The sequence below is a fragment of the Flavobacterium sp. FG19 genome, from assembly GCF_057809475.1.
This window is the reverse complement of record NZ_JBMDKA010000002.1, coordinates 206,539-231,603: the sequence shown is the minus strand read 5'-3', so window position 1 is coordinate 231,603 and position 25,065 is coordinate 206,539. Positions and strand designations below refer to the sequence as shown.

The window sequence follows — 25,065 nt, the reverse complement described above, 5'->3', positions numbered from 1 at the left end:
TGTAAATGCCTTTTGTCATCCAAAAGAAAGTTTTAGGACAAGTAGAATAAATAATGATGTTATTGAAAATGCTTATTAATGATATTGCCTGTTTAAAATGCAGAGGAGTAGAATTAAAGAATTAATCTGCGGTACTTATAAAGCAATAAGGATTTGTACATTTTACATCAGTAGTATTTACTGTTGCAAAAGTAGAGCAGGGAAAAAGGAGGATGTTATAAAAACAGGACTATGCGATATAAATTTGCGCCGTTTTTTAATAGAAAATAGAAAAAAGAGAATAGAGAATAGAGAATAGATTATGCGTTATAAATCTGCGAGAGTTCGTTTTGAAGTTCAGTTGGAGTTTCTTTGAGTTTTGATTTTACAAACTTATTCAAAGCAGATGGAGAACTAAAACCAAGATTAAATGCTATTTCTTTATGGGAAAGATCAGAGAACAAAAGCTGTCTTTTAATTTCTTTTAAAATTCTATTATGAATGGCATTAATGGCGGTTTCGCTGCAATGTTTTTTTGTGATTTCGTTGAGTTTTTTAGGTGTAATTCCCAGTTTTGCGGCATAATATTGCACTGTTCGTTCGCTTTTAAACTGTTCGTTGAGCAGTTTTTTAAAAGCAATATAATCATGTTGATTCGTTTTTTGATGCAATATAGGATGCTGGCCGTGAATAGATTCTATAAGTCCCAGTAAAAATATTTTGATGTAAAAGCGGGCTTGTTCTTTCTTGACAAGAGTTGGGCTGTCGTAAATAGTTTGAATGTTTTCGACAAGTGTCAAAACGTTTTTAAATTCCTCTACATGCAGTGCATTACAGTTAAGATTTGCTACTAAGTTTACGTTATAAGGACTTAATTCATTTTTCAGTATATCTGAGCAAAACAATACTTCTTCAAATAAAATAATTTTAGCTTTTAGATCACTGCTTGGATTGGAAATGAAGTTAATTTGATCTGGAAATACAATTGAAATTTTTTCTGATTTTAAATTAAAAACTTTATCCTCAATCTGAATGTCAATTTTTCCTTTTTCCACAATTAAAATGAAAAAGTGATCGTTTTTGTGCGGCATCAGATAGTCGCTAATATTTAAATCTTCTATATCAAATACTCTGAAAGACAAATTTTTGTCTTCTGTTTTTTGAATGTTTTGTTTGAGCTTAAATCTTTTTAAATCCATCTGATGAGAAATGTTTTTGTATTGTATTTTACTATTTTTTTTTCTAAAAAATATCCATCTAGAAGTTTTAAAAGTGGTATTTTAAGTAAACGTAAAAGAAGAAAAAGCTACAAATTTAAGAAAACCTATTATTTGTTTAATGATTTAAAACATAAAATTCCTAACTGTGAAGTCAGGAATTTTATGTTTAACTTAATTTTTTAAGCTGTTTTTTTCTTTATGATTTATGAAGAAACTGTCTTAAAACATATTGCAGAATACCGTCGTTTTTGTAGTATTCAATTTCAATCTGCGAATCTAATCTCGCTATTGCTGTGAAATTAAAAACTTCACCATTTTCTTTAACAGCGGTAATGGCCAATTCTTTCAAAGGTGTAATATCTTCTGCAATTCCTGTAATCGTGAAGGTTTCTGTTCCAGTAAGTCCAAGGCTTGCTGCGTTTTCTCCGTTTTTATATTGCATTGGTAAAACGCCCATTCCAACTAAGTTGCTGCGGTGGATTCTTTCGTAACTTTCTGCCAGAACTGCTTTTACGCCAAGTAGAAAAGTTCCTTTCGCTGCCCAGTCTCTCGAAGAACCACTTCCGTATTCTTTTCCAGCCAGAATGATTAAAGGTGTTGTTGCTTCTTTATATTTTTTAGAAGCCTCATAAATACTCAATTCTTCTCCTGTTGGAAGAAAAGTCGTAAAACCACCTTCTTGTTTCGCTAAAGCATTTTTGATACGAACATTGGCAAAAGTCCCTCTGATCATTACTTCATCATGACCACGACGAGAACCATAGGAATTGAAATCATTTTTTTCAACACCTCGGCTTAACAAATAACTTCCTGCTGCAGAATTCTCTTTAAACGATCCAGCCGGCGAAATATGATCCGTAGTAACACTGTCTCCTAAAACCAATAAAGTACGGGCATTTACAATATTTTGCAACGCTTTAGGATGGTCGGGAAGATCTTTAAAAAAGGGCGCTTCTTTGATGTAAGTTGAGTTATCGTCCCATTGGTAAATTTTCTCTTTCGGAATCTGCAATTGCTGCCAAATTTCATTCCCCTCAAATATGGTTGCATAGCTCGACTCGAATTGCTCTGGAGTCAGAACATTGCTGAGCATTTGACTGATTTCATCTTCAGCAGGCCATAAATCTTTTAGATAAACAGGCTGTAGATTAGAATCATAGGCAAGCGGTTCGTTTATAATGTCAATATCCACTCTTCCTGCTATGGCAAAAATTACAACAAGCATAGGAGACATCAGGAAATTCATTTTGATTTGCGGATGAATTCTGGCTTCAAAATTTCTATTCCCCGAAAGTACAGAAGCCAATACAAGATCATGTTCGTCTGCTGCTTTAGCCACATGCGGAGGAAGCGGGCCTGAGTTTCCAATACAAGAAGTACAGCCATAACCCACGACATGAAATTTCAAGGCTTCAAGGTCTTTAAGTAAATCGGCTTTTATCAAATAATCGGTTACGACTTTTGATCCTGGCGCCAATGATGTTTTTACCCAAGGTTTTGTATTTACGCCTCTTTCTCGTGCTTTTTTTGCAATTAATCCAGCACCAATCATAAGAAAAGGATTCGAAGTGTTGGTGCAGGAAGTGATAGCCGCAATCGCCACAGATCCGTCAGATAAAGTAAAACGTTCTGAACCAATAGTAACTTCAACGCTTTTACTGCCGTTTTCTATTTTGGGATCAATCTGAATTTCTTCAGGAACAGGTTTACTTTCGTTTAAAGGCTGAGAACCGCCTTCTGCCAGCCAGGTTTTGATTTGTTTTTCTGGTTTTAGATATTTTCTGCCAAAGTTTTTATCTAAAGCATCAATAAAAGAAGGTTCAAGATTTTTAAGCAGAATTTTGTCCTGCGGTCTTTTTGGGCCAGCAATTACAGGTTCTATAGTAGAAAGATCCAATTCTAAAACATGAGTATAGCTAATATTTTCGTCGCCTTTTCTCCACAACAGATTTGCTTTGCAGTAATCTTCAACCAAATGAATCTGCTCCTCCGATCTGCCGCTGAGTTTCATATATTCCAATGTTTTTTCATCAGTAGGGAAGAAGGTAACCGTACAACCGAATTCTGGAGACATATTTCCAATTGTAGCACGATCTGGAACACTTAAATTGTCAAGACCTGGGCCAAATACTTCCACAAATTTACCTACTACGCCAAATTTTCTAAGGAGTTCTGCAATCGTCAATACCATATCGGTTGAAGTGGAACCAAGGGGAATTTTCCCCGTCAATTTCAATCCGATTACTTCTGGCATAATAAAATAAATAGGCTGTCCCAAAATAGCGGCTTCGGCTTCGATACCACCGACACCCCAAGCGATAACCCCAATTCCGTTGACCATTGGTGTATGACTGTCGGTTCCAACAAGTGTATCTGGAAAAACTTCTCCGTTACGTTCTATAACGCCTTTCGATAAATATTCAAGATTAACTTGGTGGCAGATTCCCATTCCCGGCGGTACAACGCTGAAATTGGTAAACGATTCCTGTGCCCATTTTAAAAACTGGTATCTTTCGCCATTACGTTTGTATTCTTCGTCCATATTGCGCAGATACGAATATTCGGTTCCAAAGTAGTCTACTTGAACAGAATGATCGACCACAAGATCAACAGGAATCAGCGGATTAATCGCATCTGGATTTTTGCCTCTTCTTGCCGCTTCGGCACGTAATGAAGCAATATCAACTACAGCGGGAACACCTGTAAAATCCTGCATTAAAACTCGCGCAGGTTTAAACGGAATATCTTTGTCTGATGCTTCTGGTTTCCAGTTTAATAAGGTTTCAACGTTTTCTCTAGTGATGGCAAAATCATCGAAATTGCGCAAGGCATTCTCCAAAAGAATTCGGATTGAAAAAGGCATTTTTTCGATTTCAAATCCTTGTTGCTGCATTGCAGCAAGACTGTAATAAGAAAACTCCTTGCCCGAAGTTTTTAATACTTTTTTAATCTGGTAAATGTCGTTCTGCATGTTGTGGTTCTTTTTAAAATTAAAAATATACGATTAGAGAGTGGTACTTTTCGAGCGTAGACTTTTAAAGTTCTCCTTGTTTTAATTTGTTTTGTGTTTGTTTTTATAATAAAAATAATCTTTTTTCTGCTTTTATAAGCCTATTTCTTTGGATTAATTGATTTTAACCAAATGATTTTCAATGGTTTTTCGATGTGCTTCGTATTGAGCAGGAAGTTTTAAGTTTTTGCCCAATTCTTCTAAAGGTTCATCTACTGTAAATCCAGGATTATCGGTAGCAATTTCGAACAAAACGCCTCCTGGTTCTCTGAAATATAAAGAGTGAAAATATTGTCTGTCAATCTGCGGTGTAATGGATAATCCGTAAGCTTCGATTTTTTCACGGAAGTGCATTAAAATTTCATCGTTTTTTACGCGGAAAGCTACGTGATGAACAGTACCATTCGCATTTAAACCTCTTTTTTCATCAGCCAATTCTACCAAGTCGACAATGGCAGCGTTTTCTACTGCAGCTGTTGCATAACGGTAACGGTTTTCCTCTTGGCCGATTAGTTTGTAACCAAAGATTTCGGTTAAGATGGCAGCTGTTGGTTTAATATCATTTAAAGTCAGTGTAACATTATGAAAGCCTTTTGTAGCTACATCAGCTGTTATTTCATCGGTTTCCCAAGCTTTTCTGTTATCCTCTGTTTTAGATTCGATTAACTCTAATTTTAAACCGTCTGGATCAAAGAAAGTAATATATTTTTCTCCGAATTTTTCAGCTGGTTTATCATGGATTACGTTGTTTTTCTCAAAACGTTTCTTCCAAAAAGCGAGACTTCCTTTTGGTACAGAATATCCAATTTCTGTTGCCATTCCAGAACCTTTTTTGCCTTGTTGGATTCCTGCTCCCCAAGGGAAAAAAGTTAAGATTGTTCCGGCGCTGCCAGTTTCATCTCCAAAGTAAAAGTGGTAGGTTCCCGGATCGTCAAAGTTTACTGTTTTTTTGATGAAACGTAAACCTAATATTTTAGAATAAAAATCGAAGTTTTGTTTTGCGTCGCCTGCAATTGCAGTAATGTGATGTAAGCCTAAAATTGTGTTTTCCATGGTGTTTTATATTAAAATGGTTTTATTGATTTTGGTAATGCAAGTTTACTTCCGATATCGTTCTTCATCGATTAACATAGATTAAGAAATAGAAAGTGTTTTAATACTTTGCAATGATAGTATCCAAATAATATTCCACTTAGAGAAAGGTCTTGTTTATGAGGAGTTTGGTGTTTGTTTTGATTTTTGGCTTATACGATATATCGTAATTTTATGATTCGAGTCTGCATATTTAGAAAATGAATAGTAATTTAATACGGGCTGTTTCTTAAATTTACGGTTTTACTGTTAAATGCCACGAGAATTTTTTGTTTATGGAAAAGCCGAAAGACCAAACTGCAATGATGATAAACCGATTACAGGAAAGAGATAGAGAACAAATGCTGATTATGTCAATTTGTTCGGAAATTGGACAGGCTTTAACTAAAGGAGAATTAAATGTGGTGATTGGCCAATTAAAAGAGCAATTTCTGTTTGATGATTTTATTTTGGCTTCTTCCAATGAAAATGAAAAGGAATATTCCGTTTTCTGTCAGTTTCTTCAGAAAGATAAAGATGTGAAGAAATATCTCTTAAATGATGGCTTTTTCGATGTTTGTCTTGATTCAGCCGATGCCGTTGTTTTTGATTTAAAAAATCTTGACGATAAAAAGAATCCTTTTCCTGATTTTATACAGATTGCTAATACCAGCGGTTTTAAAAATGGAATTGGTATTTCGTTGCCTTACACAAAAGGAAACAGAAATGTTCTTTTTATGTTTTTTAAAAGTGCTCAGACTTTCAGCAGAGAATCCAACCGAATTATAAGAGGAATTGCGAGACAGTTATCCATTACAATCCGAAACATTGCACTTACTGAGAAATATGAAAGTGAAATCCTTGAACTGAAAAAACTCAAACAAAATGCTGTTCCAAAAGAAGAACAACCAGAAACTTTAAATGAAACCGATTCAGTAGGAATTGTGGGGGAAAGTGCGGTAATGAAACAGGTTTCTGAATTAATTGCCCAAGTGGCATCTTCACAATCTACTGTTTTGATTTATGGAGAAACAGGAACTGGAAAAGAATTGGTTGCCGATGCTGTACATCGCTTATCAACAGTTTCTAAAAACAGAATCGTAAAAGTAAACTGCGCTTCGATTCCAGCAAATCTTATTGAAAGTGAATTGTTCGGACATGAAAAAGGCGCTTTTACAGGAGCAACCGAACAAAGAATTGGAAAATTTGAACAGGCAAATGAAGGTACTATTTTTCTGGATGAAATAGGAGAGCTGCCTTTGGAACTTCAAGGAAAACTGCTTCGTGTGCTTCAGGAAAAACAGATTGAAAGAATTGGAGGAAAAGAAACGATAAAAGTGAACGCAAGAGTAATTGCGGCAACGAACCGTTCATTGGAAAAAGAAGTCGCTGCCGAAAGATTCAGAAGTGATTTGTATTATCGTTTAAATGTGTTTCCAATTTCACTTCCCGCACTTCGCGAACGTAAAGAAGATATTCCAGTTTTAGGAGAATTTTTTCTGCAAAGACACAGTTTGAAAATAGGGAAGAAGATAAAAGGTTTTTCTAAAAAAGCATTGAACAGCATGATGGCGTATGACTGGCCGGGAAATGTGCGAGAACTTGAAAATATGATTGAAAGAAGTATTTTGTTTGCGAAAGACGAAGTAATAAAAGATATGATTTTTCCTGAAATCTATAAACCAGAATCGGAAACTGTAGAAACTGATTTTTATATAAAAACTTTACAGGAAGTAGAGAAAGAACATATTTTGAAAGTAGTAAAAAAATGCAACGGAAGAATTTCGGGTGCTCAAGGCGCTGCAGTGATATTAGGACTTCCAAGTACAACTTTAATTTCCAGAATGCAAAAATTAGGGATTAAAAAAGAACATTTTTTAGACTGATTTATTCTTCAATCATATTGATTTTTCCTGATGAAACAGCCCAATAAATCAACAAAAGCATACTGATTGCTAAAGCAGCAGCAGGATATTGAAACGAAATTCCGAAAGCAATTAAATAAGTTGGAAATCCGTATAAATAATTGTTTCTGATTTTTTTGATGGCAGAATTGGTAATGCCAGGACGTAAAAGTTTTTTATTATTGCTGGCAATAAACCAAAGCAGATTATACGAAATATTGATAAGAACAAAGATTCCGGTATAAATAGCAACCGAAATACTGGAAGCCTCTCCTTCGAAAAATCGCGATAACAGCGCTGTAGGATAAGATACTGCAGTCACAAGAAAAAGAATTAATCCGTTCGAAAACATAATGGCTGTATTGCGACTGTAAATTTGTTTGAAAATCTTGTGATGATTGACCCACATAATAAATATGCTGCAAAACGATAGCGTAAAAGCAAGATAAGCTGTCCATTCGTTTTTTAAATACGCTAATAATTCAGTGCCATTTTTTACAGCTTCTATGTCTGGAGCATGAAGATCCAGTACTAAAAGCGTTATAGCGATGGCAAAAACAGCATCGCTGAAATTTTCTATTCTAACCGTTTCTTTTTCCATTTTTTTTGATTTTTTTAAATCCGAAGAGGCATTACTTTTCCAGCCCATAGTTTTCTATGCGCTTACGAATTCAAGTAATGTAACTTCAGTGTTTGCTAATTGTACCCTTGTTTGATACCTAATTTCTTCATTTTTGAAAACAGCGTTTGTGGCTGCATTTTAAGTAATTCTGCTGCTCCGCCAGGCCCTGAAACTTTACCATTGCAGAGTTGAAGAGCACTCATGATATGCTCTTTTTCCATTTCTTCCATTGATTTTAGTCCTCCAAGTTTCAGTTCCAAAGGCTGTTGAATGTTGGATGGAAGATCAAATTTTTCAATTTCACTGGTTTTGGCGAGCAGTACATTTCTTTCTATTAAATGTTCTAATTCGCGAATATTACCTGGCCAGTCGTACTGCATTAATTGTTCTAAAGCAATTGGACTAATTCCAGTTACATTTTTACGGGAACTTACCGCATATTTTTTTACAAAATAATAGGCGAGAGCTTCAATGTCTTCTTTGCGCTCCTTAAGCGTTGGAAGTTGTATTGGAAATACATTTAAACGATAATACAAATCAAGTCTAAAACGACCTTCGGCTACTTCTTTTTCTAAGGTTCTGTTGGTTGCGGCAACAATTCGAACATTGACTTTAATGGTTTTATTGCCACCAAGACGCTGAATTTCTTTTTCCTGTAAAACACGTAATAACTTTACCTGAGAATCCAATGGTAATTCCCCAATTTCATCCAGAAAAATAGTGCCTTCGTGTGCTTGTTCAAATTTCCCGATTCGCATCGAATTAGCGCCCGTAAAAGCGCCTTTTTCATGTCCGAAGAGTTCCGATTCTATCAAAGAATTTGGTAAAGCGGCGCAGTTTACTACCACAATCGGACTGGATTTACGGCCTGAGAGTTCGTGTATCGAATGTGCGGCTCTTTCTTTTCCAGTACCGCTTTCGCCTAAAATCAAAACAGAAGTTTCAGCTGGGGCTACAATTTTTATTTTTTCAATGACTTCTTTTAAAAGCGGACTGCTTCCAATAATTCCTTCAATTGCCTCATTTTCTTCGTCGGTATGGTTTTCTGCTAATGTTCCTCTTTCCTGATCAAATCTGTATTTCGCAATATCGAGCATTACAATTAGATCTTTTTCGCGGAAAGGTTTTACCATAAAACCATACGGATGTGTTGCTTTAACCGCTTCCAAAGTACTTTGATTCGTATTGGCAGAAATATAAAGAAATGGTAGTTGTTTCTCACGAAGTTCCCATGCGAGATCAATTCCAGTCAAATTGCCTTTCAGCATAATATCAAGCAATACCCAATCCGGTTTTTTATCTTCGATTAACTTTCTCGCCTGAACAACCGAAGAAGCAATACCGACTATTTGATAGCCTGCTTTGATCAGCATGATTTTTAAATCATTTGCTACAATAAATTCATCTTCAACAATTAGAATTTTCTCCTTCATTACCTTGATTTATATAGTTTCAGAACTTTCGGCTGTAACTTCAAATTCTGTATTTCTTGTAAACGTAATTGTAATTTTCAGTCCGTTATCATTTTTCATCTCAAAATTTCCATCAATCTGATCGGTCAGTCCCATCATCAAATTCATGCCAAGAGAATCTCTTTCTGTATCTTCAAAATCTTCTGGAAGTCCAACACCATTGTCTGCTACAATAAGTTTGTAATCGCTGTTTTCTATATTTTTCAGACTAATGATTACTTCTCCTTTTCGATCTGAAGGGAAAGCATATTTAATGGCGTTATTAATAGCTTCATTGATAATTAATCCAAGCGGAACAGCTTGAGCAACATCAAGATATACTTTTTCGGTATCCAATACAAAGTTGATTTTGGTATCGGTATCAAAACATTCTCTCATATAATTGATGAGCTCATAGATATACCAGGACATATCAATATTAGCCAGATTATCAGACTGATATAGTTTTTGATGAATCAGAGACATGGCGTGCATTCTGTGCTGACTGTTTTGTATCGCCATTAATGCATCTTCATTATCCAAATAAGCCGATTGTGTGTTTAATAAACTAATCACAATCTGTAGATTATTTTTTACACGGTGATGGATTTCTTTTAAAAGCCATTCCTTTTCAATGAGCATTTTTTTGTTCAGCTCGTTTTGTTCATTAATTTGTTGTCTTTGTATCTCCAGCTCTTCATTCTTTTTCTTTTTTAATCGGAAGCCATTATATAAAAGGGCTAAAAAAAGTATAAGAACGATAACACTTCCAATAAAGACGTATCGGACAACAGTATCTTTTTGAATTTGAATCTGCTGTACTTTGGCCTGCTGTTGCAGTAAATCAATATTTTTGTCTTTTTTCTCGCTTTCAAATTCAATTTGGAGGCTATTAATCTGTTTGCTTTTTTCGCCTTTGAAAACAGAATCCGAAAGACTTTTATACAGTTGATAATGTTTGATGGCATTCAGATAATCACCTCTGGAAGAATCCGCTTTGAACCAGATTAAATTACTTTCAGAACGAATCAAATTGTTTCCTGCGCCTGCCGCGAGAGTATCCAATCGTTTTACCGTTCTATAGAAATCATCATATTTTTTTATTTGATAATGATAAGACGCAAAACTTCTTAAAATTGCAATGCTGTTTCCGTTTCGATCTGCATTGGCACCATAATAATCGGCTAGTCTTTTGTAATAAATTCCAGCGGTAGCATTATCATTTAAGATTCTATAAATATTGAAAAGCAGGTAATTCTCTTTCATGATTCGTTCCATGTTAGAGCTTGGAAATTTTACCTGCATTTCTTTAATCAGTTTAAGAGCATCTTTTTCTTTTTTCTGACGAATAAGCAGTGAACAAAGATTTTCCCCAATGGTTCTGACATATTCTGTATCATTATGTTTTTTAGCAATTTCAAAAGCTTTATACCAATATTCTTCTGCATCATCATTTTGACGCAGGTAATAATAAACAAGTCCAACATGATTATAAATAGAGCTTAATTGCAGTGACGTATCATTTACGGCAATGGCTGTTTTTTCTGCTAAAAGCGCATATTTTAAAGACTCTGGATAATTGCCTTTTTGGGTATTTACTTCCGAAAGCAGATTGTAAACACCTTGCAGCTTTTTGTATTTTATTGTTTTATAAAGTGCAAGAGATTCAAGTAAAAACGGTTCAGCTTTATCCGGCTGCTCGTTTATGCTGTATAATTCACCAAGTTCTTTTAAAGTCGTGGCTTGTTTTTCTTTGGCTCCAGATTTTTTATACAGTTGAATTGCCAGTTTTTTGTATTTGGCTTTTTGTTCAACATCTGCATCATAGATGGAAAGTTCTGCGTAACTTGCTGCTTGCTGTTCTGTAAGATTGTTTTTTTGAGAATAGGCAATGGCATTTTTGGTCTTTTCCAATGCGTTTTCGATATCGCCTTTCTCCCTGTAAATCTGAGCTCCTAAAAGAATAGATTTCCCTTTTCCGATTTTATATTGTAAACGATCACTTAGTAAATTGGCCTGTGTATTGATAAGATCTGCTTGATCCAAATCGGCCTTAATTTCTCCTGTTTTATTGAGATAATAACCGCTTAACCTTAAAAGCAGTTCGACTTTTTTAGAATCATTTTTGGCTTCGGCTATTTCCTTATTTAATTCTTCAGGATTTTCGACAGATTGTGCATTTCCCTGTATCGTTACAAGAAATAAGAAGCCAATAAAAGAGACAAATTTCACAAGGTTTTTCAAGTGGTTTCGGGGATTAAATTTCATTTTTTAAAGATACTCTATTATCAGAAAAATACAACCTGATGCCTATGTTTTTCTAGCTTTCACGGTGATACCAATAACAAATGATCATCGAAGCACCAGGAATAATTAAAGTCCATAAACCAAAAAACTTTCCTGCAACTGCTCCTAAAAAACAACCTATAAGAAAACCAATAATTGTAACAAATTGTTTTCTAAAACTTAACAAGGTATCAGTATCTTTTAATCCATTTTTCAGCAAATTTCCTAAGTCCAGAGAAGCTTGCGTTACATTTCCAGTCATCATGGTTGTCGGACCGTGCGTTTCTTTGGCGTAAAGCTTTCCAAAAGCATTCTGAAGTCCCATTGCAAATACAGTTGTCATTGCTATTGTATATACTGTCCATTGAGCAGTATTTTCAAAATAAGCAAAAGCATAAGAAGCGATGCCGCTTAGAACCAGTATAACACCTTCCCAACATAAAATGGTATATCGGTTCGTGCTTTTTAAAGCAATTCTGCCACCAATAATTACAGCTAAAATAAAAACAGGAAAAGTAAGCAGTTTTACCCATGCATGAATGTCTGAGCCCTTGATAATCTGATAAGCAAAGACAATGAAGTTACCCGTAACATGCGCGGAAAATATAGAATCTGCCGCGACAAAGGTTACGGTATCGCAATACCCTGCTATCATGGTGAGAAGCAGGGTTACGTACCAAATATTTTTTTGTATTTCCATAAAATTATTTTTTAGCTTAAGTGAGCTCTAAGCATCCAAGCCATTTTTTCGTGAGTTTCTAAAAGCCCAGTGATATAATCGCTTGTTCCAGCATCTTGAAGTTCTGAAGCAAAATTATTGATGTTTTCACGTAAGTGAATCAAAATACTTTCATGATCCACCAATAACTCTTTAATATAACTGATGCTGTCGTTTTGACCTTTTAATTCTTCTGTTAAATGAGTCAGTGCCAGATATTCTTTTAAAGTTCCGGGAGCATAGTGTCCTAGAGTTCTGATTCTTTCGGCAACTGCATCAACAATTTCATCAAGTGCTTCGTATTGCTGTTCAAAGAAAAGGTGTTTGTTATAGAAATCTGGGCCTTCAACATTCCAGTGTGCTTTTTTTGTTTTGGTATACAATACAAATTCGTCAGCTAAAACTTTTGTTAATACATCCACCACTGTTGTGATGCTTTCTTGTTTGATTCCGATGTTTGCTTTCATTTTAAATAAGATTTAATAAGTAATAATCAAGTGAATAGGTTCCTGCTCCAAGCGCAAGTAGCAGTAATAAAGATAAAGTGTACATATATGGAACATCGCGGACTTCCAACGAATCTTTTCGGTGTACTACAAAATAACCAATTGCAGTAACCCCAATTGTGGGAAGGACAGCCAGACGAGTTCCTAAGCCGAGAATAATAAAAACAGGCACTACGGTATCTGAAAGCGTAGCCATTAATCCGTTTAGTTTTTCTGGTAAATGCAGCGGATTCGGAACATGTTCCTTTTGTCCGTTTTCCAATCTGAATTTTTTCATTCCGTGTACTCTGAATAGTTCAACCGCCAGCAATATTCTAAAAACTAAAATTGCTGTATTATTCAGTGCTGATCCTAAATCGGAGTACAGGATTTGTTTTATAATTTCCATCATTTTGTTCAGTTTAAAATGCAAAACAGGAACAGCCTAGAGCGCCCCAAAATGCGTTATAATTATTTACAGGAACATTGCTCATTCTGGCAACATCATGATTATGAGCATGAACATCACAGCTGCCGGTGCAACTATGTATCTGAGATGTAAGAGCTGGTTTTGCAGTAGTTTTTGAGTTTTTTTCTATCTCGCTCTGTAAACTGCTTCTAACCGGATATCCGTTGTAGATATTGGTTGGTGACCAATCTGGTAAAATCGGAATGTGAGGCGGTGAGAATGAAGAAAAATCACCATTAGCATACACAATTTTTCCATCGACAATCGTTAAATCCGATTCGATTTTTTTGATGTCTTCATCGTCAATAGTAAAATAGTCACGGTCTAGGACTACTAAATCGGCAAACATTCCTACTTTAATATCTCCTTTTTTAGTCTGTTCCTGAGAAAACCAAGCGCTTCCTCTGGTATAAAGTTCCAAAGCGGTTTGTCTGTTCAATCTCGTTTCGTTGTACAATTGTAAACCTCCAACCGTTTTTCCAACCGTCATCCAATACATTGAAACCCACGGATTGTAACTGCTTACTCTTGTAGCATCTGATCCTGCACCAACAGGAACTTCCATTTCAATCATTTTTTTGATTGGCGGTGTGTTTTCAGCTGCTTTTGCCCCGTATCGATCCGTGAAATATTCTCCTTGATACGCCATTCTGCTTTGAACCGCAATACCGCCTCCAAGCGCTTTTACACGTTCGATATTTCTTTCATCAATAGTTTCGGCATGGTCAAAAATCCAAGGAAGTCCGTTAAAAGGAATTTCTCTGTTGATTTTTTCAAAGACATTTAAAAAGCGCGTAATACTTTCGTTATACGTAGCATGAAGTCTGAACGGCCAGCGGTTTTCAACCAAAAGACGAACCACTTTTTCCAATTCGGCTTCCATGTTTTCAGGAAGATCAGGTCTTGGCTGCAAAAAGTCTTCAAAATCGGCTGCAGAAAAAACCAACATTTCGCCCGCTCCGTTATGACGATACATATCATCGCCTTGATATAATTTTACGGTATCAATCCAATCTTCAAAATCTTCAAATTCGTGTTTCGGTTTTTGAGTGAAAAGATTATAGGCAATTCGAACCGTTAATTGTTTCTTTTCGTTCAGTTCATTTACCACTTTATAATCATCTGGAAAATTCTGGAATCCGCCTCCGGCATCAATAACACTCGTTATTCCAAAGCGATTCAGTTCCTTCATAAAATGACGCGTTGAATTGATTTGATGTTCATACGAAAGAGTAGGACCTTTAGCCAAAGTAGAATACAAAATCATGGCATTCGGTGTTGCAATGATCAATCCGGTTGGTTCGCCTTTTGCATCTCTCTCAATATGTCCTCCCGGCGGAGCAGGTGTATTTTTAGTATAGCCAACTGCTTTTAGCGCTGCTCTGTTCATAATCGCTCTATCGTACAAATGCAGAATAAAAACAGGGGTTTCAGGAGCTATCGCATTGATTTCTTCAAGAGTTGGCATTCTGCGTTCGGCAAACTGAAATTCAGACCAGCCACCAACTACACGAACCCATTGCGGATTTGGTGTGCGGTCCACTTGTTCTTTTAGCATTCGGAGTGCATCAGCAAGTGAAGGAACGCCGTCCCAGCGTAATTCTAAATTGTAATTCAAACCACCTCGAATCAGGTGAATGTGAGAATCGTTAATTCCAGGAACCACTCTTTTATTTTGAAGATCGATTATTTTAGTTTCTTCAGATGCCAATTCCATAACACTGCTGTCATTTCCCACAGCAATAAATTTTCCATCTTTTATGGCAACTGCGGTTACGTTTGGTGTTTCGGCGTTGAAACTATGAATTTTACCGTTAAATAAAATTAGATCTGCTTTCATAATTCAATTGTTTAGGTTTTAAGCTTTAAGAATGCTTAATTAATGCTGTCGGAAATGCTATCTATTAGATTCCCGACAGACAAAATAAATATTAGTGTTTTAGCATATTGTGAGCGTAGTGGATTCCTAAACCATAAGATCCGCCGTGTTTTTTCATTAGATTCGTTACAGGAACATAAGTTTCCTGACGCGCCCAGTCTCTTTGAAGTTCTAAAATATACTGAATAGAAGTCACAGGCTGTGCACCTGCCTGAATCATTCTCTGGATAGCACGTTCGTGGGCTTCGTCACTCACATCGCCGCAGGCATCTGTAATGACATAGACTTCGTAACCTTCTTCAATTGCTGATAAGGCAGGTCCAACGATGCAAACACCTGTCCATAATCCCGCTAAAACTATTTTTTGTTTTTTAGTTCCAGTAATGGCTTTATAAGCATTTTCATCTTCCCAAGTATTCATTGTTGTACGATCAATATAACCTGAAGTAGTGATTGGATAATATTCTTCGATTTCTGGGAAAACAGGACCCGCGAAACTTTCCTCAAAAACAGTGGTTACAATTGTTGGGACATTAAATATTTTTGAAGCTCCGCAGATAATGGCAACATTATTACGTAGTTCGCTTATGGCAATGTTGTTGGTAGCAAATGCCATTTGTCCTTCAAAATCAATTAATACTAATGCGTGGTTATCTGGAGACAATAAGTTTTGTGATGGTTTCATGATTTTTTATTTTAAAGATTTATAATTAGTTAAGCCAATGAAGTGCCAAACTCTTAGTTTGTTGTATAGTAAGACTTTGTGTTTTTTGGGTACCAAAAAACCTTACGATATTTCGTAATTTTATGAAGCCTTATTCGTTATATATGATAAAAAGTAGAAAGTTTCCGTTTTATTCCGGTTCAAACGGAAACCGTTTTGAAGATTAAAAAACTGTCTTTAAAAGCGTCCTTCAGCAGACAGTTTCAGTAGATTTATAAGAATAGCGGTTTATTCTTTAATAAAAGCCAAAATATCGTTATTGATTGTTTCTGCTTCAGTTGTCGGCATACCGTGAGAAAAACCAGGATAAGTAATAAGCTTTCCGTTTTTCAAAAGTTCAGTTGCTCTTGGCGCCTGTTCCCAAGGAACAATTTGGTCGTCTTCTCCATGAAGTACTAAAACAGGAATGTCTAGACTTTTAAGATCTTCTGTAAAATCTGATTCAGAGAAAGCTTTGATTCCTTCATAATGAGCATAAACAGATCCCATCATTCCTTGACGCCACCAGTTGTGTCTAATACCTTCTTTAATAGTTTGTCCTTCGCGGTTCCATCCGTAAAAAGGAATAGGGAAGTCGTAGAAATATTGTGCTCTGTTGAACCCAGTTCCTTGTCTGATTTCATCAAAAACAGCCAAAGGAACACCTTCTGGATTGTTTTCGTTTTGAATCATAATAGGAGTTACGGCGCTAATGATTACTGCTTTTGCAATACGTCCTTTTCCATATTTTGCAGCGTAACGGATTACTTCGCCACCTCCAGTTGAATGTCCTACGTGGATAGCATTTTTTAAGTCAAGCGCTTCTGTTAATGCTGCTACATCTGATGCGTAAGTTTCCATATTATTTCCTTCAGAACTTTGACCAGAGCGACCGTGTCCGCGACGATCATGCGCAATAACTCTATATCCTTGTTTTAGGAAAAACATCATTTGCGCATCCCAGTCGTCTGATGATAATGGCCATCCGTGGTGAAAAACAATTGGCTGACCTGTTCCCCAATCTTTGTAAAAAATTTCTGTTCCGTCTTGTGCTTTAATAGTGCTCATCTTAATGTGGTTTTGGATTAATAAATGTTTATATATAATTGTTTAAAATTCTGATCGTAATTATATCTGTTTTTGATTCAATTGATGTTGTTGATTTTTTTTTACAAACCTACAGCAGGAATGAAAGTTTGTTGATTAATGTAGATTAAGAAAAAAAGAAACTGTTTTTTTGCGGTTTTTTTCGAAGTACTGTTTTCATATTTTTAGATTAATGATATTTTCGATACAGTATTTTCAAAGAATATGCCGTCTGAGTTAAGGACTTTATTTATAAGGAAATGACGGTTTTTGATGTCTTTTTTGATTTACGGTATTTCGTAAATTTATTAGCTGCTTTTGTAAAAAAAGTGTATTAAACGACATTTTTGGTTTTGCCGTATCTGTGACTAACTTTTTAAATTAATTAAATTCTTAATATTTAATTCCTACAGATGCAGCAGAATCTTGATCTACAGTACCTGATCATTTTGCATAATTCCCAATGATACCTTTTTAACCCGATACTTGAAAAATCTACATATTTGTACATAAAAAAAGAGACAACTATGTATAGTTATCTCTTTAAGTGAAAGGAACAGGGCAAATTTCAAACTATTTTATGCAGGATTTAATGAAACTGGCCTATTTTGACGTGATTTTGAAATTCAATAATCAATTGATGTATAGTAAAATCAAATATTTTCCCGAACAGGTTCTCCAATCTTATCCGCTACAAGAATTCCCCATTGGTCAATTGCTTCCAGAGCGGGAATAAAAGTTCTCCCAAATTCAGTCAGGTTATAAACCACTTTTATCGGAGGTTTATCTCCATATACAACCCTGTTAACCAGTCCGTTTTCTTCAAGCTGTTTCAATTGCAGGCTTAAGGTCATTTCAGTTATAGCGGGGATTTCCTTTCTCAATTCATTGTATCTTTTCTCACCGCTTTTCAAGTGATGAAGAATAACTGTTTTCCATTTGCCTCCCACGATATCCATAGCGAGACTTATGGTGCAGGCATACATTTTACCATTAACTATTACATTTTTTCCCATAAAAGTAAACCTATCGCTTTTGATAGTTATTGCAAAGGTAATTCACTATAAGTATTTTTGCAACTATAATTTTTATAGTATAAAGAGTGAAAAATATATTTATAATAAATGCGGGACAGCATTTTGCTCATTCCGGAGGAAAACTGAATGATGAGATAACTTTTTGGGATACGGAATTTTTTACTACAGCTGACGCTTTTGAATATAAAATAACCAAAATATCAGATTCTTATGATGTGGAAAGTGAAATTGATAAGTTTCTTTGGGCGGATATAATCATTTACCATTTTCCAATATGGTGGATGTATATTCCTTTTACACTTAAAGAGTATCTGGATAAAGTACTTACTGCCGGACATAGGAAAGGAATGTATTACAGTGACGGCAGAAAAGCAGATAATCCGGACAGAAATTATGGAACGGGCGGATTAATGAGCGATAAAAAATATCTTATTACTACAACTTGGAATGCACCTGAAACAGCATTTACAATTCCCGAAGAATTTTTTATGGGAAGAAGTGTCGATGACGGAGTTCTTTTTCCCTTTCACAGAATGAATGCCTTTTGCGGATTACAGCCTTTGGATAGTTTTCATTTCCACGATGTTGAAAAGAATATGGACAACAATAGATTAAACAATTTAAAATGGCAGTATCTGACACATTTAGAGAATGTCTTAAGATAATTACGTGTGTAATTTTCAAATCTTATAACTTAAAATATGACTATATATAAAAAACTCTTTTTAGTTGTAGTACTGGCAGTATCAGGTATAAGCTTCAGTCAAAGCAAAAAATATATTTTAGTACTTTCTAAAGGCGAGAAAAAAGTAATTGTTTATGATTATAAAACGCTGGATACTATTGCAAAAATCCCCGTGGGAGACGACCCGCATGAAGTTGTAACCAGTCCCGACGGATCATTTGCCTATATTTCAAAACCACTCATGAATGATAAAGGCCATGAAATTGCAGTTTTAAACCTAAAAACGTTACAGTCTGAAAAAATTATAGATACAAAACCTTTCCTTATTCCGCATGGACTTGTTTATCTTAATGATCAGTTATGGTTTACGGCACAAGGTTCTAAAGTTGTTGGTGTTTTTGATATAAAACAAAATGCCGTTACAGAAGTTTATGGAACCGGTGAGAATTTTACCCATTTGCTTTATGTTACTCCCGATGGTAAAAGATTTTACACTACCAACGTAGAGTCCGGTACGCTTAGTATTTATGAGTATTTGGAAATTCCACCTTATATGCCGCCAACTGGTGTACTGCCTGCTAATGCCAAAAACAGACAAGAGTGGCGGCAGACATTAGTAAATGTTGGAATAGGAGCGGAAGGTTTTGATGTATCACCCGACGGAAAAGAATTATGGACGGCAAGACCCGATGGTCATGTTGTAACAGTTGACCTTGAGACTAAAAAAGTTACTTCTGATTTTGATTCGAAAATATTGGGACTGCATCGTTTAAAAATTACTCCCAACGGTCAGACGGTATGTATTGTAAGTGTAAAAACGGGTGATCTTCTTTATTATAATCGTAGAACACATAAGCTTGAAAAGCAAGTAAATATTGGTAGAGGAGCCGGTATTTATATGGATAGAGAAAGCAATAGAATGTTTGTTTCCTGTACACCGGATAATTATGTAGTTGTGATTGACCTTAATACCCGAAAAGAAATTAAACGCCTCGAAACAGGCAGACCTGATGGTATGACATCGGTCATCGTTAAATAATATATTAATATCAAACAGTTTAAAAATGGCAAATGAAATATTTTGGCCCGAAGAATACCTTCCGGGTACTACAGATAATTACTGCTCAAATGAAGTTATAGTTTCAGGATTAACGACCGATAAGGTTTGGCCTTATTTAAACAATCCCTTCGCATGGCCTGTTTATTATGCAAACTCATCCGACATCGAATTTGATCATAAGGGAGGACCGGAATTCACTAAAGATTCCAGATTCAGATTCAAAACATTTGGTTTTCCGATTGAAGCAGAAATCACAGAATTTGTGCCGCCTGCAGCAAATGAACCAGCAAGGCTTGCGTGGCATGGCTGGGCAGAAGGTGATGCAGAAACCAGACTGGATGTTATTCACGCATGGCTGATTGAGGACCTACCTGGTGGAAGGGTAAGGATTCTGACACAGGAAAGCCAGATTGGAAAACCGGCTCAGGAACTGGCAATAGCAAAACCCAATCCCATGATTAACGGTCATCAGGACTGGCTGGAAGGACTTGTAAATGCTGCTAAGAACGATTTAAAAATCTAAGCAAAAAGATTAAGCTATTAATTACCAGAATTATAAACTGAATAAACCGTAATAAAGCATGGACAATAATTGGTCAAGACGTAAATTTTTAATAACCAGCGCAGTGGCTGGTGCAGCACTTGGGTTTAATCCGCTTGCTTCATGGATAGAAAAAGAGCAGGACGACAGTATAAAAAAGATTGTGGCGAGATGTATCGGAATTGATACACATAACCATATGGATGTGCCTTTTAACAGGGAAGAATTTAAATTACAGCATTATGCTTTAGCCAGTGAATTAAATAGTTCAGGACTATCTGCAATTTGTATGACCTTTCAGGTAGACCGTCCAAAGCTGAATTATGAAGGTGAAGCTTACGAGCGTTTTATTACCAGCCTTGATGAAATGGATCAGCTGCTGATTGAGAACAATCTTACCCGCGCTTTAAACTACAAGGATGTGAAAAATTCCGTCCGGCAAAATAAGAAATTTGTAATCCAGTCTGTTGAAGGAGGACATTTCATTGAAGGAAAGCCGGAACGTCTGGAAACAGCTCACAAACGTGGTATACGACATCTGGGACTTATGCACGATGGGCAGACATCACCTCCGATGGGAGATATCTATACAGATAAACCACAATTTAATGGATTAACTCAGCTTGGAATTGAGACAATTAAAGAATGTAACAGACTGGGAATGCTGGTTGATCTTGCGCATTGTAACAATGAAGCTATAAACAGGGCTGTAGAAGTTTCTTCGAAACCAATGATTATTTCTCATACGGGGCTCAATACTCGTTTAGGCAAAGATGAAAAAATGGCGAAAATGATGATGCCGAGACTTATCAGTAAAGAACAGGCCAAAGCTTTTGCTTCGGCAGGAGGTGTAATAGGTGTCTGGACGCATCTTGCAGACACCCCGTTGGAGTTTGCCGAAAATTTGAAAGCCATGGCTGATGTTGTCGGAACTGAGCATGTATGTATAGGAACAGATACAAAAATGGCACTCCCAAATAATGTAAAGGAGCGATTTGGTAAAAAAACTAATTACAGTTGGGGAGAAAGCTCAGAGGGGTTTTTGTACAGAGTGGTAGAAGCAATGCAGAAAAATGGTTTTTCTGAGAAAGAAATAATTGAGATAACAGGAGGAAACTATTGGCGTGTTTTTGAGAAGTCTACTTCTGTATAAGAAGGATTTAGTACATAATGCGGCAATGAGTCTATTTTAAATAGTACCTCATAAAATTTGATTCAGAACAGCGTTTAAAATTTTTCAAATGCTGTTTTTGTTTTTAGACAGCTTTTATTTTGATGGGAAAAAAAACTCAGAGACACACATTTTGCTGGTCGAGATAAAATTTGTACTTCAGATGCATTTTGTATAATTTTACAATCTATGTATGAAATATTCCAAAAGTATATTGAAGAAAAAGCTGAATTCACTCAGGCTGAATCAGAACGTATACAATCATTTGCTATTATTAAAAAACTTCGTAAAAGGCAATATCTTCTTCAGGAAGGAGATGTTTGGAAATATGATGCTTTTATCACTCAGGGCTGTGTAAGAACATACACAGTCGATGAAAAAGGAGGCGAGCACGTAAATAGTTTCAGTATTGAAAATTGGTGGACAGGAGATCGCGAAAGCTTGATGCTGCAGCAGCCTTCCCGTTTTAATATCGATGCAATTGAAGATACCGAGCTTGTTCTTTTTACACATGAGAATTTTGAATTGCTTTGCAGAGAAATACCAGCATTTAATAATATGGTCAATATCATTCTGCAAAGAAGTTTTATCGCCGCTCAAAACAGAATTCAGGCGTCACTGACTTTAACGGCCGAAGAAAAGTATTTAAACTTTGTAAATAAATATCCGGGTTTTGCTTCGAGAATTCCGCAAACCATGATTGCCTCTTATTTGGGCATGACACCAGAAACACTAAGCCGTATCCGGAAACAAACGGCAAAGAAATAATGTACGAGGAGCTTTTAAAGCTCCTTTTTTTATGCCTTCTTAAAACTCTTGATCTAAATCAAGTTTTTACTTATTTCTAATCAATGTACAGGTTTTGCATTCGTCGCAACTTTGTAATGTTCAAAAGAAACAAACATTATAAACATTTAAATATTAGAAATCATGTCAAAAACAATTTTCATTACAGGAACAAGTACAGGCTTTGGAAAATTAACAGCTGTAACATTAGCTAATGCAGGTCATTCCGTAATTGCAGGAATGCGCAATACAAAGGATAAAAATGCTGCTGCCGCAAAAGAATTAGGAGCAATCGAAAACATTGAAGTAGTGGATATCGATGTCACAGATGATTCATCAGTTTCTCAGGCTGTCGGAAGAGTTATCACTAAATACGGAAAAATCGATGTCTTAATCAACAATGCGGCAGTCAGCGGTTTTGGTTTGCTTGAAGGCTATTCCATTGATCAGGTTCGTAAAATGTTTGATGTAAACGTTTACAGTGTGTTGCGTATGTATCAGGCGGTTCTGCCTTCAATGAGAAAAGAAAAAAATGGACTAATCATCAATATTACAACCGGAGCAAGTGGACACACACTTCCTTTTATGGTTCCGTATATCGCATCAAAACTAGTAGTAGAAAGTTTTACAGAAGGATTGCAGGATGAACTTGCTGATTACGGAATTGAAAACGTAAGTATCCAGCCGGGTGTTTATCCAACAGAAATGAATAACGGATCGAAAGCCGGAATTCATGCTGATAAAACAGAAATTACAGAACAATACGGCGAAGCTGCAACAGAAAAATTCAACGCATTAGGCACAGCATTATTTGGCAAAATGGCACAGTTCGATATGAATCCGCAGACTATTGCTGATGGTATTCTGGAATTGGTAAGTATGAAAAAAGGAGAGAGACCGCTTCGTTTTCCGCTTGATGCCATTGCTCAGGGAACTGATAAAGAATTTATAGAAGCCCGTGCTGCTATTAAGGCAAAATGGGTGGCAGCGTACACGAATTAATTTTCCTTTTAAACACATTTAATAATTTACAAGAATTTAAATAATCATGAAAACAATTCACAAACAATCAAATAAAAAAGTACAGACTTCAGCAGCGGCAATGCTTAATTTATTAATTCTTTTTTCTGCTTCAGAAAAAACCGCAGCACAAACCAGCGTAGGAATCGTTGGGATTGATCATGTCGGCATTAATGTACCGGATCTTAATAAAGCCGTTGGATTTTTTGACGATGTACTTGGTTTTACACCTGTAACGCAATTAGGACCCATTCCGCTTGATGCCGACTGGAAAAAGTTAAATCATATTAATCCTGATACTGGAGCGGTTACCATAAAAATGATTAATGCAGGAACCGGAGCAAGCATCGAAGTATTCGAATATGCAGATAACAAAGGAAGCAAAACGCATCCTGACACAGATGATATCGGAGCATCACACATCGCTTTTTATGTAAATGACATTTATGCTGCAGTGCAGTATTTAAAAAGCAAAGACGTAAAAATATTAGGAGAACCTTTTACAATGCCTTCCGGTGATACAGCTGGCGAATCCTGGGTTTATTTTGAAACGCCATGGGGTTCTAAAATGGAGCTGGTTTCTTATCCGGACGGAAAAGGATATGAAAAAAAGAAACCTGTTACAATTCTTTGGTCACCAAAAAATACAGCTGAAAATCTGTCTGATAATTCAAATGTGAAAATAATGCCCGAATCTGAAATCAAATCTTTAGTAGAATCGCATCTTTTAATATGGAATGAACGAGATGTTAAAAAACGTAAAGAATTGATGAAGAAAGTATATGCAGACAACATAGAGATGATCGATAGTCATTTTCTTGCCTTTGGACACCAGGAAATTAATGGATTTATTGATGATCTTCAGAAAAAAGGTTTGAATTCTAAATTTTTACCTGTTAAATCAATTGACGTCAATCATAATACCGCAAGACTTTATTGGCAGCACGGTCCCGCAGAAAAACCTGATGCTGTTACAGGAATGGATCTTTTCGTTTTTGAGAACGGTAAAGCTGTCAAACTATATGTTTTTGTTGATAGTAAGAAATAAGGTAAAATTTATTGAATTGCTGGTTAGTCCTAATGTTTTGTATTCAGAAGTGTTTTGGAGTAACCGCAGTTTGATTCAGGTAATTAACATTAAAAAAAACAATGATGAAAGCTTTACTAGTTAATCTAAACTCAGAAAATAACTGGAATCGTAAGAATAAAAAGTCAGCAAACCTTTTGAAGATTTTGTGACTTGCCTATAATTATAGTATAAATTATTATAATAACTAAAATAAAACAAATGGAAAATAGTATCAAAATTGGAACTTCCACCAGCCACGACAAAACGCAGACAACCGGAATCACTGTAAGTGCTTATTACAAGGTTCATCCTGAGGATAGACAGATTTTCATAGATGCGGTTATTCCTGAAATGATTGCCGCAAACAAATTGGAAGGCTGTATTTACTACGCTTTCTCACAGGATCTGACAGATGAAAATACGTTTCATCTTTTGGAAGGATGGAGGGATGAAGATGCGTATGAACGTCATGAAAATTCCCAAACATTTTTGGATGCTCTAAGTACAGTAGTAAAAAACGTAAGAATATTGGATAGGGAAGGTGTGCGTTATGATATTCTGAAAATGCACATTGACGATCCAAGAGGAAAAGTTTATTAATCAGGGAAAAACCTTAAAAAAGAAACTAAGAGTATTAATACAGTAAATGCACAAAAGGCACCAATTTTTATATGGGTGCCTTTTTATTGGATAAAGATAGGAGAATAAACCAATTGTTTGCTACAGTCAGGCAGCAATTATATTAAAAAATAAGAGATGGAAATTCAAATAGTTATGAAATTTTAAATCATTTTAAAAAGAGATTTCATTTTC

22 protein-coding genes are annotated in these 25,065 nt (G+C 35.8%); 9 read left to right on the top strand and 13 right to left on the bottom strand.

Features of this window, described 5'->3' with window-relative positions; translation table 11 throughout:
* Window positions 1-299: 299 nt before the first annotated feature.
* The 3 genes from ACODST_RS02995 to ACODST_RS02985 form a co-directional block, all read right to left on the bottom strand.
* Window positions 300-1,178, bottom strand: coding sequence for a helix-turn-helix domain-containing protein (locus ACODST_RS02995; RefSeq protein WP_488930630.1), 879 nt, complete (start codon window positions 1,176-1,178; stop codon window positions 300-302).
* Between the two features lie 217 nt (window positions 1,179-1,395).
* On the bottom strand, window positions 1,396-4,170 hold the full coding sequence (acnA, locus tag ACODST_RS02990; protein ID WP_488930629.1) for an aconitate hydratase AcnA: 2,775 nt from the start codon (window positions 4,168-4,170) through the stop codon (window positions 1,396-1,398).
* Between the two features lie 153 nt (window positions 4,171-4,323).
* The gene (locus tag ACODST_RS02985) at window positions 4,324-5,262 is read right to left on the bottom strand and encodes a ring-cleaving dioxygenase (RefSeq protein ID WP_488930628.1); all 939 of its coding nucleotides are present in this window, start codon (window positions 5,260-5,262) and stop codon (window positions 4,324-4,326) included.
* Between the two features lie 314 nt (window positions 5,263-5,576).
* On the opposite strand from ACODST_RS02985, the gene ACODST_RS02980 reads away from it, so the two are divergent.
* A complete protein-coding gene (locus ACODST_RS02980) occupies window positions 5,577-7,166 on the top strand; it encodes a sigma-54 interaction domain-containing protein (protein ID WP_488930627.1) in 1,590 nt (529 codons plus the stop codon).
* 1 nt (window position 7,167) lies between these two features.
* Here ACODST_RS02980 and ACODST_RS02975 read toward each other — a convergent pair whose 3' ends face one another.
* The 10 genes from ACODST_RS02975 to ACODST_RS02930 form a co-directional block, all read right to left on the bottom strand.
* Window positions 7,168-7,785 (bottom strand): TMEM175 family protein, encoded by a 618-nt coding sequence (locus ACODST_RS02975; protein ID WP_488930626.1) that lies wholly within the window; start codon window positions 7,783-7,785, stop codon window positions 7,168-7,170.
* 95 nt (window positions 7,786-7,880) lie between these two features.
* Window positions 7,881-9,239 carry a sigma-54-dependent transcriptional regulator gene (locus tag ACODST_RS02970; RefSeq protein ID WP_488930625.1) on the bottom strand — a complete coding sequence of 453 codons (1,359 nt, stop codon included), beginning with the start codon at window positions 9,237-9,239 and terminating at the stop codon, window positions 7,881-7,883.
* A 9-nt stretch (window positions 9,240-9,248) separates the two neighbouring features.
* Window positions 9,249-11,525, bottom strand: a complete 2,277-nt coding sequence (locus ACODST_RS02965; protein ID WP_488930624.1) for a tetratricopeptide repeat-containing sensor histidine kinase — start codon at window positions 11,523-11,525, stop codon at window positions 9,249-9,251.
* 52 nt (window positions 11,526-11,577) lie between these two features.
* Window positions 11,578-12,243 carry a YoaK family protein gene (locus ACODST_RS02960; RefSeq protein WP_488930623.1) on the bottom strand — a complete coding sequence of 222 codons (666 nt, stop codon included), beginning with the start codon at window positions 12,241-12,243 and terminating at the stop codon, window positions 11,578-11,580.
* An 11-nt stretch (window positions 12,244-12,254) separates the two neighbouring features.
* Window positions 12,255-12,728, bottom strand: a complete 474-nt coding sequence (locus ACODST_RS02955) for a Dps family protein (protein ID WP_091498535.1) — start codon at window positions 12,726-12,728, stop codon at window positions 12,255-12,257.
* A gap of 1 nt (window position 12,729) precedes the next feature.
* Window positions 12,730-13,158 carry a DoxX family protein gene (locus tag ACODST_RS02950; RefSeq protein WP_488930622.1) on the bottom strand — a complete coding sequence of 143 codons (429 nt, stop codon included), beginning with the start codon at window positions 13,156-13,158 and terminating at the stop codon, window positions 12,730-12,732.
* Between the two features lie 10 nt (window positions 13,159-13,168).
* The gene (locus ACODST_RS02945; protein WP_488930621.1) at window positions 13,169-15,055 is read right to left on the bottom strand and encodes an amidohydrolase; all 1,887 of its coding nucleotides are present in this window, start codon (window positions 15,053-15,055) and stop codon (window positions 13,169-13,171) included.
* Window positions 15,056-15,146: 91 nt separating this feature from the next.
* Complete coding sequence (locus tag ACODST_RS02940) at window positions 15,147-15,779, bottom strand: hydrolase (RefSeq protein WP_488930620.1); 633 nt, start codon at window positions 15,777-15,779, stop codon at window positions 15,147-15,149.
* Between the two features lie 267 nt (window positions 15,780-16,046).
* A complete protein-coding gene (locus tag ACODST_RS02935; protein ID WP_488930619.1) occupies window positions 16,047-16,865 on the bottom strand; it encodes an alpha/beta fold hydrolase in 819 nt (272 codons plus the stop codon).
* 671 nt (window positions 16,866-17,536) lie between these two features.
* Window positions 17,537-17,899: a winged helix-turn-helix transcriptional regulator gene (locus ACODST_RS02930; protein ID WP_488930618.1), complete on the bottom strand. Its 363-nt coding sequence runs from the start codon at window positions 17,897-17,899 to the stop codon at window positions 17,537-17,539.
* Window positions 17,900-17,985: 86 nt separating this feature from the next.
* Here ACODST_RS02930 and ACODST_RS02925 point away from each other — a divergent pair, with 86 nt between their 5' ends.
* The 8 genes from ACODST_RS02925 (at window position 17,986) to ACODST_RS02890 (ending at window position 24,852) form a co-directional block, all read left to right on the top strand.
* The gene (locus ACODST_RS02925; RefSeq protein WP_488930617.1) at window positions 17,986-18,585 is read left to right on the top strand and encodes an NAD(P)H-dependent oxidoreductase; all 600 of its coding nucleotides are present in this window, start codon (window positions 17,986-17,988) and stop codon (window positions 18,583-18,585) included.
* Window positions 18,586-18,621: 36 nt separating this feature from the next.
* Entirely contained in the window at window positions 18,622-19,644 is a 1,023-nt protein-coding gene (locus ACODST_RS02920; protein WP_488930616.1) for a YncE family protein, read from the top strand.
* A gap of 25 nt (window positions 19,645-19,669) precedes the next feature.
* On the top strand, window positions 19,670-20,188 hold the full coding sequence (locus ACODST_RS02915; RefSeq protein ID WP_488930615.1) for an SRPBCC family protein: 519 nt from the start codon (window positions 19,670-19,672) through the stop codon (window positions 20,186-20,188).
* Window positions 20,189-20,246: 58 nt separating this feature from the next.
* Window positions 20,247-21,359, top strand: a complete 1,113-nt coding sequence (locus tag ACODST_RS02910) for a dipeptidase (protein ID WP_488930614.1) — start codon at window positions 20,247-20,249, stop codon at window positions 21,357-21,359.
* Window positions 21,360-21,566: 207 nt separating this feature from the next.
* The gene (locus tag ACODST_RS02905) at window positions 21,567-22,145 is read left to right on the top strand and encodes a Crp/Fnr family transcriptional regulator (protein WP_488930613.1); all 579 of its coding nucleotides are present in this window, start codon (window positions 21,567-21,569) and stop codon (window positions 22,143-22,145) included.
* A 162-nt stretch (window positions 22,146-22,307) separates the two neighbouring features.
* On the top strand, window positions 22,308-23,165 hold the full coding sequence (locus ACODST_RS02900) for an SDR family oxidoreductase (RefSeq protein ID WP_488930612.1): 858 nt from the start codon (window positions 22,308-22,310) through the stop codon (window positions 23,163-23,165).
* A 46-nt stretch (window positions 23,166-23,211) separates the two neighbouring features.
* Window positions 23,212-24,231: a VOC family protein gene (locus ACODST_RS02895; protein WP_488930611.1), complete on the top strand. Its 1,020-nt coding sequence runs from the start codon at window positions 23,212-23,214 to the stop codon at window positions 24,229-24,231.
* Between the two features lie 240 nt (window positions 24,232-24,471).
* Window positions 24,472-24,852: a putative quinol monooxygenase gene (locus tag ACODST_RS02890; RefSeq protein WP_488930610.1), complete on the top strand. Its 381-nt coding sequence runs from the start codon at window positions 24,472-24,474 to the stop codon at window positions 24,850-24,852.
* Window positions 24,853-25,065 lie beyond the last annotated feature (213 nt).

Bases quoted from the DNA above. Each gene is read 5' to 3' on its own strand.
- ACODST_RS02995 (WP_488930630.1), bottom strand. From the start codon at position 1,178: ATGGATTTAAAAAGATTTAAGCTCAAACAAAACATTCAAAAAACAGAA.
- acnA (WP_488930629.1), bottom strand. From the start codon at position 4,170: ATGCAGAACGACATTTACCAGATTAAAAAAGTATTAAAAACTTCGGGC.
- ACODST_RS02985 (WP_488930628.1), bottom strand. From the start codon at position 5,262: ATGGAAAACACAATTTTAGGCTTACATCACATTACTGCAATTGCAGGC.
- ACODST_RS02980 (WP_488930627.1), top strand. From the start codon at position 5,577: ATGGAAAAGCCGAAAGACCAAACTGCAATGATGATAAACCGATTACAG.
- ACODST_RS02975 (WP_488930626.1), bottom strand. From the start codon at position 7,785: ATGGAAAAAGAAACGGTTAGAATAGAAAATTTCAGCGATGCTGTTTTT.
- ACODST_RS02970 (WP_488930625.1), bottom strand. From the start codon at position 9,239: ATGAAGGAGAAAATTCTAATTGTTGAAGATGAATTTATTGTAGCAAAT.
- ACODST_RS02965 (WP_488930624.1), bottom strand. From the start codon at position 11,525: ATGAAATTTAATCCCCGAAACCACTTGAAAAACCTTGTGAAATTTGTC.
- ACODST_RS02960 (WP_488930623.1), bottom strand. From the start codon at position 12,243: ATGGAAATACAAAAAAATATTTGGTACGTAACCCTGCTTCTCACCATG.
- ACODST_RS02955 (WP_091498535.1), bottom strand. From the start codon at position 12,728: ATGAAAGCAAACATCGGAATCAAACAAGAAAGCATCACAACAGTGGTG.
- ACODST_RS02950 (WP_488930622.1), bottom strand. From the start codon at position 13,158: ATGATGGAAATTATAAAACAAATCCTGTACTCCGATTTAGGATCAGCA.
- ACODST_RS02945 (WP_488930621.1), bottom strand. From the start codon at position 15,055: ATGAAAGCAGATCTAATTTTATTTAACGGTAAAATTCATAGTTTCAAC.
- ACODST_RS02940 (WP_488930620.1), bottom strand. From the start codon at position 15,779: ATGAAACCATCACAAAACTTATTGTCTCCAGATAACCACGCATTAGTA.
- ACODST_RS02935 (WP_488930619.1), bottom strand. From the start codon at position 16,865: ATGAGCACTATTAAAGCACAAGACGGAACAGAAATTTTTTACAAAGAT.
- ACODST_RS02930 (WP_488930618.1), bottom strand. From the start codon at position 17,899: ATGGGAAAAAATGTAATAGTTAATGGTAAAATGTATGCCTGCACCATA.
- ACODST_RS02920 (WP_488930616.1), top strand. From the start codon at position 18,622: ATGACTATATATAAAAAACTCTTTTTAGTTGTAGTACTGGCAGTATCA.
- ACODST_RS02915 (WP_488930615.1), top strand. From the start codon at position 19,670: ATGGCAAATGAAATATTTTGGCCCGAAGAATACCTTCCGGGTACTACA.
- ACODST_RS02910 (WP_488930614.1), top strand. From the start codon at position 20,247: ATGGACAATAATTGGTCAAGACGTAAATTTTTAATAACCAGCGCAGTG.
- ACODST_RS02905 (WP_488930613.1), top strand. From the start codon at position 21,567: ATGTATGAAATATTCCAAAAGTATATTGAAGAAAAAGCTGAATTCACT.
- ACODST_RS02900 (WP_488930612.1), top strand. From the start codon at position 22,308: ATGTCAAAAACAATTTTCATTACAGGAACAAGTACAGGCTTTGGAAAA.
- ACODST_RS02895 (WP_488930611.1), top strand. From the start codon at position 23,212: ATGAAAACAATTCACAAACAATCAAATAAAAAAGTACAGACTTCAGCA.
- ACODST_RS02890 (WP_488930610.1), top strand. From the start codon at position 24,472: ATGGAAAATAGTATCAAAATTGGAACTTCCACCAGCCACGACAAAACG.